The organism is Dongshaea marina (genome assembly GCF_003072645.1).
Lineage (GTDB): Bacteria > Pseudomonadota > Gammaproteobacteria > Enterobacterales > Aeromonadaceae > Dongshaea > Dongshaea marina.
The window spans coordinates 418,307-432,296 of record NZ_CP028897.1 but is presented as its reverse complement, the minus strand read 5'-3'; the positions used below and the strand labels follow the sequence as shown (position 1 = coordinate 432,296).

Genomic DNA, 13,990 nt, shown 5'->3' with positions numbered 1-13,990 from the left:
TCTCCACTTCGCTTTTTGCACCCATCAACAACACTAAAATTCCCCTTTAAACCAGTTGGTAACCTTCTTCATCAGGCCACCCACACTATGGCTGCGCATCACGGTTTCCAAGTTATTTGGCTGATGCAACTTGCCATACTGCAATAATCCTACGGGAGTCGAATATACAGGGGAGCCTACATAGTCAACCAAACCTTTGATGTTGACCGGTTCTCCCACTCTGACCTGACATCCAAAAATTCGCTCGGCACACTCCACCACGCCTTCTATGCGTGATGCGCCACCGGTCAGCACTATGCCAGCGGCAAACTGGTGCTTGACCCCTTTATCTTTCAGTTCACGACGCAACTTCTGTAGTTCGTCATTTACCATGCCGAAAAGTTCACTATATCTTGGCTCAATCACTTCGGCCAGAGTCTGTCGCTGCAGACTGCGGGCGGGTCGCCCTCCGACACTCGGAACCTCAATATTGTCCTCTTTACTGACCAAACTTCCAAGTGCGCATCCATAACGAACTTTAATCGCTTCGGCATCTGCCGGTGGTGTCCCAAAGGCGTAGGCGATATCACTGGTCACCGCACTCCCCGCATAAGGGATCACCTGGGTATGGCGCAAGGCCCCACCGGTAAACAGCGCCATATCCATGGTGCCACCGCCGATGTCAACCACACAAACCCCAAGCTCCTTCTCATCCTCGGTCAGAACCGCATAGCTGGAAGCCAGCCCGGAAGCGATCAGCTGATCCACTCTCAAACCACACTTCTCAACCGCTTTGACAATATTCTTCGCCATATCGTTATGGCAGGTCACCAGGTGAACCTGAGCCTTCATTCTTACCCCGGACAGGCCGATGGGATTCTTGATCCCCTCCTGGTAATCAATGGCAAAGTCCTGGGGGATCACATGCAGGATCCTGTGTTGATCCTTGAGCTTGACCGACTGAGCCGTATGGATCACATTATCCACATCATCCTGGGAGACCTCCTCATCTGTGATCGGCACCATACCCGACTCATTCAGACAATCCAGGTGCCGCCCGGAGATCCCAAGGTAAACCGAGGTGATCTGGCACTCTGCCATCATCTCAGCTTCATTGATCGCACGCTGAATCGACTTGACCACAGACTCAAGATCGTTCACGCCTCCCTTATCCATTCCCCTGCTGCTATGACTCCCCAACCCGACAATGGAGAGCTCTCCATCCGGAAGCAGTTCACCGACCAGAGCCGATACTTTGGAAGTACCGATATCCAGACCAACGATTAAATTTCTCTCCAGTGCCTTTGTCATTCAGTGTTAACTCACTTTCTTGTTATTTTTCCATCCCACTGCGATTCCGGTGTCATATCGCAGATCCAGATAAGCGATCTGTTGTTGAGGCTGGATCTGTGGATACACACTCAAAAAACGTTGTAACCGCTCCATGACCCGCTGCTGGCCGACATAAAGCTTCCAGCCATTATCCAATTCGACAATCCAGGCTCCCCGTCCGGTCATCGTCAGGTGGGTAAGACGAAAGGGGCCTGATTGAAACAAGGGCTGCAACTGGTGGTACATGGCTACAACCTTATCCGCTTCATCTGCCCGACCACTGAGCCACAGATCCGGCAGCTTGACTCCCTGGGTTGGAGCACTGAAGATCTCGCCATAGCGATTGATCAACTGCTGCTCCCCCCAGTGTGCCATTACCTGCTGCTCAGTCACATAGACTCCCAGCCGTTCAGGCCACTGCTTACGAACCGCCACCTGGTAAACCCAGGGTTGAGCCGCCAGCTGCTGTTGCAGCTTATCTACATTCAGCTCAAAAAAACTGGTGGTTTTAGGAAGGCCTTGTAACACCGCTTCGATCTCAGCACGTACAATCGGACGCTGGGCTCCCTGCACCACAAACTTATTCAAAGGAAGGCGACTACCGTCGTACAACCAGTCCTTAACCTGCCGCCCACCCCACAATACCAGAATCAGCACCACCACAAAAAAAAGCAGCCCGCTCCAAAAGCGCATTCGCCCCGGGATCTGAAATTGCTTCCGTATGATGGCAGCACGCCCCATCTCAGTGCGCCTCCTCCAGGATTTTCAGCAACAGCTCCTCAAACGAATAACCCGCGACCCGTGCCGCTTTTGGCACCAAACTGGTCTCAGTCATTCCGGGAACCGTATTGACCTCTAATAGCTGAAAAGCCCCATTTGCATCACGCATGATGTCCACCCGTCCCCAACCTTCGCAGCCCAGGGACTCAAAAGCCCGCAGGCTCAATCGATTCAACTCTTCACGATCATCATCCGTCAGCTCACAGGGGCAGATATACTGGGTATCACCACTTTGGTACTTGGCCGCATAATCGTAAAAACTACGCGCCGTCCTGAGCTCAATGGCCGGTAACACCTGGTCACCGACTATCGATACCGTATACTCTGGCCCATCGATGAAGCTCTCAACGAGCACCTCATCATCATGCTCAAAGGCGGTCTCAATTGCCTGATGTAGCTGCTCTGCACTCTCAGCTTTCACGATTCCGATGCTGGATCCCTCCCGGGAGGGTTTCACAAAGGCACACAAGTTCAGGCTTTCGAATAGCTGAGCTGCATCCGCAGCCAGATAATCGGCTCTATGGACCACGGCATAGGGCGCCGTTGGTAGCCCCAGGGCCTGCCAGATCTGCTTGGTGCGAACCTTGTCCATCGCCAGCGCCGATCCCAGAACCCTGGAGCCCGTATAAGGGATATCCAAAAACTCTAATGCTCCCTGGATACTGCCATCTTCACCACCCCGGCCATGCAGCACGATAAAGACCCGCTCAAACCCATCACTCTTAAGCTGAAGCGGCGAGTAGTCCCGGGTATCTAATCCATGAGCATCGATGCCTGCATTTTGCAGTCCTTTTAACACCGCCGTCCCCGAACGCAGTGAGACCTCCCGCTCAGCGGATGTCCCCCGTAAAGCACGGCAACCTTACCAAATTGACTCATCTACTCACTCTCCTGTTGCAGCATACGCTCTGCATCAAGCTCCAGGCCAGCCAAGCGCTTGGCCAGCAATCCAATACTTCCGGCTCCCTGGGTCATCAAAAGATCGCCATTGTTGAGAAGTCCGGCCAGGGTCGCTGGAATATCATCTGCACTGGCGACAAAAATCGGGTCGACCCGCCCCAGCTGACGGATACTACGACACAAGGCCCGACTATCCGCCCCGGCGATCGGCTCTTCACCGGCGGCATAGACATCCAGCAATAGCAGCACATCGACCTTAGAAAGCACAGACACAAAATCATCATAGAGATCCCGGGTCCGGCTATAGCGATGGGGCTGATAGATCATCACCAACCGCTTGTCTGGCCAGCCATCCCGGACCGCCTCCACCACCGCCTGAACTTCACTGGGATGATGGCCATAATCATCCACCAGCATCACCTGTCCCCTGCCGGTATCAAACTCTCCATAGTGCTGAAAACGCCGACCGACGCCCTCAAATTTACTCAGGGCACGGGTGATCGCGGCCATCTCGATCGCATCATCGCGGGCCACCGCAATTGCCGCGGTAGCATTGAGAGCATTATGTTTTCCGGGCAGATTCAGGGTAACTCGGGTCTTCTCGCCATCGGGGCTATTCAGGGTGAAGCTGCTGCGGCTGCCCTGTTGCTGATAATCACTGAGCCTGTAATCGGCATCTTCGGAAAAACCATAGGAGATAACCCGCCGCCCAATGGTCGGGATCAGCTCTCTGACGACCGGGTCATCACAGCACACCACGGCCACCCCATAGAAGGGCAGGTTGTGCAGAAACTTCATGAAGGTCTCTTTGAGAACCTTGAAGTCGCCACCATAGGTACTCATGTGATCCGCCTCGATATTTGTGACAACTGTCACCATCGGCTGCAGATGCAAAAAGGAGGCATCACTCTCGTCTGCCTCGGCGATGAGATAACGTGAGCTCCCAAGCTTGGCGTTGGTGCCTGCACTATTGAGACGACCACCGATCACAAAGGTCGGATCACAGCCCGCCTCACCATACACGCTGGCAATCAGGCTGGTCGTCGTCGTCTTACCGTGGGTTCCGGCCACCGCAACCCCATGGCGAAAACGCATCAGTTCGGCCAGCATCTCGGCGCGCTGAACCACGGGGATCCTCAGCTCCCGGGCATAGGCGAGTTCAGGGTTTTCCTGCTTAATCGCCGTTGAGACCACCACCACACTGGCTCCCTCGACAGTCTTGGCCTGGTGACCTATGGTGATCTCGGCGCCACAACGGCGCAGGTGCTCAGTAACCCCATTTTCACAAAGATCGGAACCTGTCACCTGGTAGCCTTCACCACACAGAACCTCGGCGATTCCTCCCATACCCGAGCCGCCAATCCCGATAAAGTGGATCCGCTGTACCCTGTGCATCTCAGGGATCATGGTTCTTAATCTTGCAAGTTCGTTCTTAGTCATCAATCAATCTCTTGTGCAACCAGCTTCTGGCATACGTTCGCCACCCGCTTTGTTGCATCTGTTATCGCTTGCTGGCGAGCCTTGGTCGCCATATCTAAAATCTGCGGCCTGTCTTGTGCAAGCTGCGCTATTTTCTGGCTCAGTAATTCTGCAGTTAACTCCGCCTGAGGGATCAGCAGGGCGGCTCCCGCTCTGACCAACTGCCGGGCATTCTTGGTCTGGTGATCATCGACCGCCGCGGCAAAAGGAACAAAGATCGCCGCCACTCCCGCCGCAGAGACCTCAGCAACCGTAAGCGCTCCGGCCCGGCAGATCAGAAGATCCGCCCAGGTGTAGGCCGCGGCCATGTCTTTGATGAAAGGCAGAACAGTCACATTGGCCTGAACCCCGGTTTTAACTCCAAGATCGTAGTAGGCCTCAGAGACGCTCTGCTGCTGGCCCTTGCCACACTGATGGCGGATCTCAAGATCAGCGATATTAGCCACCGCCTGTGGCAGTGTCTCATTAAGAACTTTTGCACCCTGGCTACCACCGATCACCAGCACCCTCAGGGATTTGCGGCTCAGATCCAGCCGCTCCTGTGGGGCAGGGATATCGATCATCGCCTGGCGAACCGGGTTGCCCACCAGCTCCAGCTTGGGTGAATTTTGAAAAGTATTAGGAAAAGCTTCCAGCACTCGAGTCGCAATTTTAGAAAGCAGGCGATTGGTCATCCCGGCGGCGGCATTTTGCTCGTGAAGAACCAGGGGGATCCCCGCAAGGCGTGCCGCGACACCACCCGGACCACTGGCAAAGCCGCCCATTCCCAGTACCACATCAGGCTTGATGGCCTTTATCACCCGGCGAGCTTGCCCCAATGCCTTTAACAGCTTCCAGGGGGCCTGCAGCTTACTCTTGAGCCCCTGCCCTCTGAGCGCCTTGATCTCAATGAAAGAGATAGGGTAACCATGCTCCGGCACTAACTGAGCCTCCAGGCGCTCACGGGTACCCAGCCAATGAATATCCCAGCCCTGCTGCTTCAGATAATCAGCAACGGCCAAGCCGGGAAAAACATGTCCTCCGGTTCCGCCAGCCATCACTAATAGTGTCCGTTTACTCATGTTAACTCTCCAAATGACGGGCCTGCATACCCGAAACCCGCATCTCGTGATCGATGCGCAATAAGATCGCCACTGCGGCAGCAACCATAATCAGGCTGGAACCGCCATAACTCACCAGTGGCAGAGTCAATCCCTTGGTCGGCAGCAAACCACAGGCAGCCCCGACATTAACCACCGACTGAAAGCTAAACCAGATGCTGATCCCACAGGCGAGATACCCCTCATACAATCGGTTGGCCAGCAGGGCTCTGCGCCCTATCATCAGGGCTTTCCAGGCCAGGCAAAACAGCATCGCCAGCACAACTACCACCCCGATATAGCCCAGCTCTTCACCCAGAATCGAAAAAACAAAGTCCGTGTGAGCTTCGGGCAGGTACTCAAGTTTTTGTACCGAATTGCCGAGCCCGACACCAAACCAGCCACCCCGGCCAAATGCCATCAAAGACTGAGTCAGCTGATATCCACTGCCGAAGGGATCCTGCCAGGGGTTCCAAAACATGGTGACCCGTTTGAGACGATAGGGGGAGATCAGGATCAGTGCAACCACCCCCCCGACTCCGGCCAGCATCAGAAAGCCAAACTGGAACAAGCGGGCCCCGGCCAAAAACAGTAGCCCCATGGTGACCACAAACAGCACGATCATCGACCCAAGATCCGGCTGGCTTAGCAGCAGGATAGTCAACACAAACAGGATAAACAGCGGTTTTAAAAACCCCTTGAGGCTATCGCGCACCTCCTCCTGTTTTCGCACCAGGTAGCTGGCGAGATAAGTCAGCAGCGCCAGCTTGGCAAACTCAGATGGCTGGAAATTCAGGGGGCCAAGCGGTAGCCAGCGGGTACTACCGTTGACGGTGCGCCCGACGATCAGCACCATCACCAGCATCACCAGGGCAAGCAACAACAGCTGGCCGCTGTATTGCTCCCAAAAACGCATCGGCACCTGAAGCAAGATTGCCAGCATCGCGAAACAGAGCACCAGGTAAAAGGCGTGGCGCTTTACAAAGAAAAAAGCATCATGCTTCAGCACCAACCCCTCGGAGATCGAAGCTGAGCCCACCATGATAAGACCCACTCCCATCAACCCCAACACCAGCCACATCAGTTGCCTGTCATAAACCGCGGAGCTATTCCCCCCGCCCAGCAAAAAACGCAGCGCAGAAAATTTGTCGAAGTGTTGGCGGATGGCGATTCTCATAACAGCTCGACCAACTGATTAAAGCGTGCGCCCCGGGCCTCAAAGCTCACGAACTGATCGAAGCTGGCACAGGCCGGAGCCAACAGAACCAGATCGCCTGCACATACCTGGTTGCTGCAGTAATCGATCGCCTGCTCCAGGCTGTCCACTCTATGGTGCTGTGGTGTTAACCCCGCAATAGCATCCCCATCCTCACCAAAACAGATAGTCTGATGGACCTGGTGATTGAGAAGCGGCTCAAGGGGTGAAAAATCCTGCCCCTTGCCCTGGCCTCCGGCCAGCAAAAACAGCCGACCACTATATTGCCCCTCAAGGCCTTCAATCGCGGCTATTGTCGCCCCGACATTGGTCGCCTTGGAGTCATTCACCCAGAGCACTCCGTTCTTATTGGCAACCAGCTCGCAGCGGTAAGCAAGGCCGCTGAACTCGCGCAGTGCGGCCAGCTGTGCCTCTCTTTGGATCCCGACCCGATCGGCCAGCGCCATCGCCGCCAGTGCATTGAGCTGATTGTGGCGTCCCAGCAACCCCATATCCCGGGTATTCATCACAGGTTCACCCTCAACCGCCAGCCAACACTCTCCATCAACTTCCAGGAGCCCATAACCGCTATTGTCTGAGCCGAAACTAAAATCCGGGCAAGCCTCCAGAGGATAGGTTCTTAAGTCCTGCCGGTTACTAATCACCGCCTGAGCCCCTCGATAGATCCGCAATTTGGCGGCGCGATAATCTTCGATATCCAGGTAGCGATCCATGTGATCTTCACTCAGATTGAGGACAGTGGCCGCCTGACAGCTCAGAGAAAAGGTGGTCTCCAGCTGAAAGCTTGAGAGCTCAAGGACACACAGATCCAATGACTCCTCCAGCAGGCTGAGAACCGGAGTACCAATATTCCCGGCGACCCCCACCCTGAGATCTGCTTTTTCAGCCATCAGCCCCACCAGAGTGGTAACCGTACTCTTACCATTAGAGCCGGTGATCCCGATGACAGGCACACGGTTTGCGCGGGCAAACAGCTCAATATCACCAATGATCTCAACGCCACTTGCCCGGGCTGCTTCAATCGCCGGTTGCTTAAGAGAGATCCCGGGGCTGACCACCAGGGTTTTCGCCCGACACAACAACTCTTGAGGAAAATCACCACAGTGACGGGCGACATCCGCTGGCAGGCTGGCAAGACCCGGTGGATTTTCACGGCTATCCACCACCAGAGGCGACACGCCCTGGCGGTACAGGTAGTCAACACAGGCCAGGCCTGTCTTGCCCATCCCCAACACAACGACTGAATGCCCAGCCATGATTACCTCATCTTCAATGTTGCAAGTCCCACCAGGACCAGCACCAGTGTCATGATCCAAAAGCGAACGATCACCCGAGGCTCTGGCCATCCTTTGAGTTCATAGTGATGATGTATCGGGGCCATGCGGAATATTCGCTGGCCACGAAGCTTGTAGGAGCCGACCTGCAGGATCACAGAAACAGTCTCCAGCACAAAAACTCCTCCCATGATCACCAGCAAAAACTCCTGGCGAACCAACACGGCGATGATACCGAGCAGAGCTCCCAGCGCCAGTGAGCCAACATCACCCATGAACACCTGAGCCGGGTAGGTGTTAAACCATAAAAACCCAAGGCCCGCCCCCACAATCGAGGTACAGACAACCACCAACTCACCGGCCTTTGGCACATAGGGGATATGCAGGTAACTGGCAAAATTCACATTACCGGTCGCCCAGGCCACAATGGCAAATCCGGCAGCCACCATGACGGTTGGCATAATCGCCAATCCATCCAGGCCATCGGTCAGGTTTACCGCATTACTCGAACCAACCACCACAAAGTAGGTCAGCAAAATAAACCACAAACCCAGCTGAGGCATCACACTCTTGAAAAAGGGGATCACCAGGGTGGTTTCACTGGCATGGTGGGCGGTTGCATAGAGAAAAAATGCAACCAACAGGGTTGCCACCGATTGCCAAAAATACTTCCAGCGGGCGATCAAACCATTAGGGTCCTTACGCACCACCTTGCGGTAGTCATCGATGAAGCCTATGATTCCAAAGGTCACCAGCACAAACAGCACCACCCACACATCCGGGTTATCCAGCCTCGCCCACAGCAGGCAGGAGATCGCAATCGAAACCAGGATCATGATCCCGCCCATGGTCGGGGTGCCGGACTTGCTGAAATGGGATTCCGGCCCATCATTTCGTACCACCTGACCTATCTGCAGACGTTGCAGGCGCTTGATAAGGCGCGGCCCCATCCACAGACAGATCACCAGACTGGTCAGAATGCTCAGGATCGCCCGAAAAGTCAGGTACGAAAAGATATTAAACACACTCCAATAGTGTGTCAGATGCTCCGCAAGCCAGACTAGCATGCCATCTCCTCGTTATTGGTGAGTACAGTCACAACCTCATCCATCTTCATACTTCTGGCCCCTTTAACCAAAATCACTACATCTTTTTGTTCTGTTATTAGCTGCTCCAATGCCTTGATCAGCAGCGGCTTATCGCTGTACCAGTGCCCCTGGCACTCTTTGGCCGTCAGCCGGGTCTTATCACCCAGCAGCAGTACCTGTTCAATACCACTGGCCTTCAGCTCCCGGCCGATCCGCTGATGAAGAGCATCACTCTCATCTCCAAGCTCAGCCATATCCCCAAACACGAAGATCCGGTAGCCTGGCATCTCTTTGAGCACCTCAATGGCAGCACTCACCGAATCGGCACTGGCATTGTAACTGTCATCGATCACCACACAATCTTTGAGCTCGGTTCGTTGCAGGCGCCCCGGAACCGAGTCGAACGCCTCAAGGCCCGCAACAATAGTCTCCAGAGGGATCCCTAAAGCCAATGCCGTGCCGGCAGCTGCCAACGCATTAGCCACATTATGACGCCCGGGAACCCTGAGTCGCACCTCTGCGGCTCCTTTCGGGGTGTGCAGCATAAACCGGCACCCCGAGGCCTGCATCTCTATCGCATCGGCGTAGAGATCCGAGTCAGGATCCTCAAGGGCAAATCCCAGCTGGGGCTGTATCGCCAGCTTGTGATGCCAATTTTCGAAGTCATATTGCTTGCGATTAAGAACCGCGATCCCCTCTTTGCCCAGCCCCTGGAAAATCTCGAACTTGGCATCGGCCACCCCCTGTAGGGAGCCAAAACCCTCAAGGTGTGCCGCCGAGACATTGGTCACCACGGCGACATCCGGGCGAGTGAGTGCCGTAGTAAAGGCGATCTCGCCGGCGTGATTTGCCCCAAGCTCGATGACCGCATACTGATGCTCTTCGGTCAGCTCCAGCAATGTCAGTGGCACCCCTATCTCGTTATTCAGATTGCCGCGGGTCGCCAGTGCTTTCCCCTCACGCCCCAGAATACTCGCCAGCATCTCTTTGACCGAGGTCTTGCCACAGCTTCCGGTGATAGCTGCAACCTTCAGATCCAGTTGAGAGCGGACATAAGCACCAAGATCGGCCAATGCCTGATGGCTATCCCTGACCACTAATTGAGGTAAAGCAACATCCTGGCGCTCCTGAACCAACAGGGCAACCGCCCCTGCTCTCTTGCCTTGTCACAAAACTGATGCCCATCAAACCGTTCGCCTCGCAAGGCCACATACAGGGCACCCGGGCCAAGGGTTCGGGTATCTATACTGACCGATGCCAGCGTACAGCTATCCCCGACCAGGGTCGCATTGAGAACCTGTGCGATCTGTTGCAGATTCAGGGGAATCATGACTGACTCTCCTGAAGCTCTCTGACCCACTGGCGGTCACTAAAATCGAGCACCTTATCTCCTACTATCTGATAATCTTCATGGCCCTTGCCGGCAACCAGGATCAGATCATCCTTCGCCGCCTGCTCAAAGGCCCAGCGGATCGCCTGATCACGCTGATGAATCACCTGCACCCGCTCCGGCTTGTCTGCTCCGGCCAGTATCTCAGACACGATCTGCCCGGGTGACTCGCGGCGTGGGTTGTCATCGGTTACCACCACCCTGTCTGCATGCTCCTCGGCCAACGCCATCATCTGTGAACGCTTGCCCCTGTCCCTGTCCCCGCCGCAGCCAAAAATACACCACAGGGTCCCCCTGCAGTGCTGGCGAACCGCAAGCAACGCCTTATGCAGCGCATCCGGGGTGTGGGCATAATCCACCACCATGGCGGGATGGTTTTCAGAGGAGAACAGCTCCATCCGTCCAGACACCGCCATCAACCGTGGCGCCACATCTAACAGAGCATTCCATTCATAACCAAGGGCCAGCATTGAGCCCAGGGCTGCCAGAACATTTTCAACATTAAACTCACCCAGCAAGGGAACCTTGAGCTCACCCCGACCAAATGAGGAGCCGATCCGGGCGCAAAAGCCAGAATCGCTAAATTCTATAGCCTCAACCCAGATTGAATCTCCCGGGTGTGCCAAAGGCCGGCCTTTTAGCGAATAAGCGATAGATTGTGGATATTGTTGAATCAAACCGCGGCCCAGCAGATCGTCAGCATTGATCACCCGATGTTCAACGGAGCTAAAGCTAAACAGCCGGCTTTTTGCCTCTGCATAGCTTTGCAAATCCCCGTGATAATCGAGGTGATCGCGGCTGAGATTGCTGAAGACCGCGACCCGAAACGGGATCCCATCTACCCGAAACTGATCCAGTCCGTGGGATGAGACCTCCATTGCCACTACATCGACCCTTTGTTTGACAAACTGCGCCAGCAACTGCTGGCACTCAACTGCACTGGCAGTGGTATTTGTCCCGGGCCTTATCTTTTGCCACAAGCCATTGCCCAACGTGCCCATCACGGCTGACTGCTGCCCCAAGAGCTGACACCAGTTCGCAACCAGATGAGAGATGGTGCTCTTACCATTGGTTCCGGTGACTCCCACGACTGCCATCTGTTCTGCAGGCTGCCCATAAAAGCGGGCGGCAATCGCAGACAGATGCATTGAAAGTTGCCAGAACGACAGGCAGGGGACCCCGTCACGTACTTCGCATGACCCATGCTGCTGATGTGAATCACACTCCACAACGACAGCACTCGCTCCTTTACCGATGGCAGATGTTATATAGTTACGACCATCAACTTCATGGCCTCGGACCGCCAAAAATAGCTCCCCCGGTTGGAGAGTACGACTGTCCAGTGTTATGTTCTGAACCTCTCGGTTAGGTGCTATTACTCCCCAGGGTCTGAGGAGATCATCAAGCATGAGCATCTTTAACCTCCTCATGCTTAACAAATCGCATTTTACTACCCTCGCCACCAGCAGGCTCGGCATCGGGTGGAATATTCAATAACTGCAAGGCGCCACTCATCACTTCTGAAAATACGGGTGCTGCAACCTGACCGCCATAGTAACGATCCCCCTTGGGATCATTGACCACGACCGCCATCGCCAGCTGCGGGTTGGACGCGGGCGCTAGCCCGGCAAACAGAGCAACATAGTCATTTCCATAGCCCCCTGCAACCGCTTTTCGGGCCGTACCGGTTTTTCCTGCGACAAGGTAGCCCGGAACAGCAGCTTTTGTCCCGGTTCCGCCGGATATTACTTTCTCCAGCATCTTGACCACTTCATCGGCATCGCGCTGGGGCACCACCCGCTCCCCCTGGGGGCCTTATTGAGCTTGAGGATGCTCAGTGGATAACGAATGCCGCCATTACCCAATATCGAGTAGGCATAGGCGAGCTGGAGGGGAGTGACCGTCACCCCATAACCAAATGAGAGGGTCGCCTGCTCAAACTTGGACCAGCGGCGCCGCTGCGGCATGAACCCCGCGGCCTCTCCGGTGAGCCCCACCCCCGTGGTATTGCCAATTCCAAGGTTATACAGGGTACTGAGCATCTGCTGCGGCGTTTCCCTGAGGGCAATCTTGGTCATCCCCATGTTGGAGGAGTGCTCAAGGATTTGACCCAGGGTGATCTTACCGTAGTTATGTCCCTCGTCGGAGACCCGCTGTGCCCCAAGGTACAGCCAGCCCGGGGAGGTATCTATGATGGAATCCGGCTCAACCACCTTGTGCTCCAGAGCACTGACCATGATCAGAGGCTTGAGAGTCGAGCCCGGTTCATAGGCGTCTGTGATGGCGCGATCCCGGGCCCTGAAGCTTCGATAATCAGAGCGATTATTCGGGTTATAGGAGGGAGTATTGGCCATCGCCAGGATCTCACCTGTATTGACCTTGATCATCACCAAAGAGGCAGAGGTTGCCTGATTGTACGCGGTGGCCCGCTTAAGCGCCTTATAGGCCATCGACTGAATGCGTTGATCGATACTCAGGGTCAGTTGATGGGGCTTTTTACCCTCGCGCACCACTCCCATATTCTCGATCACATGACCCAGGCGATCCTTGCGTACCCTGCGCTCAGTAGCACTGCCTGCAAGCCACTGGTTATAGCTAAGCTCAATACCGGCGATCCCCTTATCATCGATATTGGTCAGCCCGACCAGCTGGGCATTGATCTCACCGGTCGGATAGAAGCGGCGGGACTCGGGTCTTAAGTAGATTCCCGGCAGCTTGAGCTTACGGATATAGTCGGCTACCGCCGAAGAGACCTGCCGCTTGAGATAGACAAAGCGCTTCTTAGGATTTTTGACCTTGTCATACAGGCTGTCATAAGAGTCATCCAGCACGTCGGCCAGCGCCTGCCAGGCCGCCTTATGCTGCAGAGAGCCCTTATCATGCACCAGCTTGGGATCGGCCCATACGGTTTCGACAGGAACCGAGACCGCCAGCACTTCGCCGTTGCGATCCTCGATCATCCCGCGCTGGGCTTCGGTGGTGGTAATCCGCAGCGAGCGCAGATCTCCCTGGTAACGCAACTGATCCGGTTCAACCACCTGGATATAGGCGGTCCGAGCCACAAGAACTATAAACAGCAGCGCAATCCCGGCCCCGACCGTGGCAAAGCGCCACTGGCTGAGAACCGGTTTTTGCTTCTTGGTTCGTCCCTGATACTTCATCGCTCAGTAATGATCCGTTCCTGTTTGGGTGCCGGTCGCACCATCTGAAGCTTGGTTCGCGCGATAAAACTGATCCGCGAATGCTCCGCCAATGCACTATCTTCCAGCAGAAGATGCCGCCACTCATCATCCAGCTTGTCCTGGTGCATCAGCTGCTTATTTTGCTGACTTATGGCGATCCGGGTCTGGTTGGTGATGACGATGACTGAAAATGCCGCCACCAACACCAGCACAACCAATATCAGCTGCACCTTATGCCGTAGCAGGTCACTGAGTATCTCCCGTGTCAGGTTGATCCTTTGCTCAGCCATG

At 55.1% G+C, this 13,990-nt stretch carries 12 protein-coding genes and 1 pseudogene; all 13 read right to left on the bottom strand.

The features are described from left to right. Positions 1–33 precede the first annotated feature (33 nt). The 13 genes and pseudogenes from ftsA to ftsL all read right to left on the bottom strand — a co-directional run bounded on the left by ftsA (position 34) and on the right by ftsL (position 13,989). Complete coding sequence (ftsA, locus tag DB847_RS02255; protein ID WP_108649257.1) at positions 34–1,290, bottom strand: cell division protein FtsA; 1,257 nt, start codon at positions 1,288–1,290, stop codon at positions 34–36. Between the two features lie 6 nt (positions 1,291–1,296). Then, positions 1,297–2,052: a cell division protein FtsQ/DivIB gene (locus tag DB847_RS02250; protein WP_108649256.1), complete on the bottom strand. Its 756-nt coding sequence runs from the start codon at positions 2,050–2,052 to the stop codon at positions 1,297–1,299. 1 nt (position 2,053) lies between these two features. Beyond that, complete coding sequence (locus DB847_RS02245) at positions 2,054–2,890, bottom strand: D-alanine--D-alanine ligase (protein ID WP_234418489.1); 837 nt, start codon at positions 2,888–2,890, stop codon at positions 2,054–2,056. A gap of 80 nt (positions 2,891–2,970) precedes the next feature. Further along, entirely contained in the window at positions 2,971–4,431 is a 1,461-nt protein-coding gene (gene murC / locus DB847_RS02240) for a UDP-N-acetylmuramate--L-alanine ligase (protein ID WP_108649254.1), read from the bottom strand. Beyond that, the gene (gene murG, locus DB847_RS02235; RefSeq protein WP_108649253.1) at positions 4,431–5,531 is read right to left on the bottom strand and encodes an undecaprenyldiphospho-muramoylpentapeptide beta-N-acetylglucosaminyltransferase; all 1,101 of its coding nucleotides are present in this window, start codon (positions 5,529–5,531) and stop codon (positions 4,431–4,433) included. Before murG ends, murC begins: the two co-directional genes overlap by 1 nt. A 1-nt stretch (position 5,532) precedes the next feature. After that, entirely contained in the window at positions 5,533–6,630 is a 1,098-nt protein-coding gene (ftsW, locus tag DB847_RS02230) for a cell division protein FtsW (RefSeq protein ID WP_234418577.1), read from the bottom strand. A gap of 92 nt (positions 6,631–6,722) precedes the next feature. Then, positions 6,723–8,021, bottom strand: coding sequence for a UDP-N-acetylmuramoyl-L-alanine--D-glutamate ligase (murD, locus tag DB847_RS02225; protein WP_108649251.1), 1,299 nt, complete (start codon positions 8,019–8,021; stop codon positions 6,723–6,725). Positions 8,022–8,023: 2 nt separating this feature from the next. Beyond that, a complete protein-coding gene (gene mraY / locus DB847_RS02220; RefSeq protein WP_108649250.1) occupies positions 8,024–9,106 on the bottom strand; it encodes a phospho-N-acetylmuramoyl-pentapeptide-transferase in 1,083 nt (360 codons plus the stop codon). Next, positions 9,100–10,263 (bottom strand): UDP-N-acetylmuramoyl-tripeptide--D-alanyl-D-alanine ligase, encoded by a 1,164-nt coding sequence (locus DB847_RS02215; protein ID WP_234418488.1) that lies wholly within the window; start codon positions 10,261–10,263, stop codon positions 9,100–9,102. The genes mraY and DB847_RS02215 overlap by 7 nt, the downstream gene beginning before the upstream one ends. After that, complete coding sequence (locus tag DB847_RS25295; protein WP_234418487.1) at positions 10,224–10,457, bottom strand: Mur ligase domain-containing protein; 234 nt, start codon at positions 10,455–10,457, stop codon at positions 10,224–10,226. The genes DB847_RS02215 and DB847_RS25295 overlap by 40 nt, the downstream gene beginning before the upstream one ends. Then, the gene (gene murE, locus DB847_RS02210; RefSeq protein ID WP_108649249.1) at positions 10,454–11,932 is read right to left on the bottom strand and encodes a UDP-N-acetylmuramoyl-L-alanyl-D-glutamate--2,6-diaminopimelate ligase; all 1,479 of its coding nucleotides are present in this window, start codon (positions 11,930–11,932) and stop codon (positions 10,454–10,456) included. The genes DB847_RS25295 and murE overlap by 4 nt, the downstream gene beginning before the upstream one ends. After that, positions 11,919–13,678: pseudogene (locus DB847_RS02205) on the bottom strand (peptidoglycan D,D-transpeptidase FtsI family protein). The gene murE and the pseudogene DB847_RS02205 overlap by 14 nt, the downstream one beginning before the upstream one ends. Further along, entirely contained in the window at positions 13,675–13,989 is a 315-nt protein-coding gene (gene ftsL / locus DB847_RS02200; RefSeq protein ID WP_108649248.1) for a cell division protein FtsL, read from the bottom strand. Before ftsL ends, DB847_RS02205 begins: the two are co-directional and overlap by 4 nt. Position 13,990 lies beyond the last annotated feature (1 nt).

Coding starts and splice junctions, on each gene's coding strand:
- murD (WP_108649251.1), bottom strand. CDS start 8,021: ATGGCTGGGCATTCAGTCGTTGTGTTGGGGATGGGCAAGACAGGCCTG.
- murE (WP_108649249.1), bottom strand. CDS start 11,932: ATGCTCATGCTTGATGATCTCCTCAGACCCTGGGGAGTAATAGCACCT.
- murG (WP_108649253.1), bottom strand. CDS start 5,531: ATGAGTAAACGGACACTATTAGTGATGGCTGGCGGAACCGGAGGACAT.
- ftsL (WP_108649248.1), bottom strand. CDS start 13,989: ATGGCTGAGCAAAGGATCAACCTGACACGGGAGATACTCAGTGACCTG.
- murC (WP_108649254.1), bottom strand. CDS start 4,431: ATGACTAAGAACGAACTTGCAAGATTAAGAACCATGATCCCTGAGATG.
- ftsW (WP_234418577.1), bottom strand. CDS start 6,630: ATGTGGCTGGTGTTGGGGTTGATGGGAGTGGGTCTTATCATGGTGGGC.
- ftsA (WP_108649257.1), bottom strand. CDS start 1,290: ATGACAAAGGCACTGGAGAGAAATTTAATCGTTGGTCTGGATATCGGT.
- DB847_RS25295 (WP_234418487.1), bottom strand. CDS start 10,457: ATGATTCCCCTGAATCTGCAACAGATCGCACAGGTTCTCAATGCGACC.
- mraY (WP_108649250.1), bottom strand. CDS start 9,106: ATGCTAGTCTGGCTTGCGGAGCATCTGACACACTATTGGAGTGTGTTT.
- DB847_RS02250 (WP_108649256.1), bottom strand. CDS start 2,052: ATGGGGCGTGCTGCCATCATACGGAAGCAATTTCAGATCCCGGGGCGA.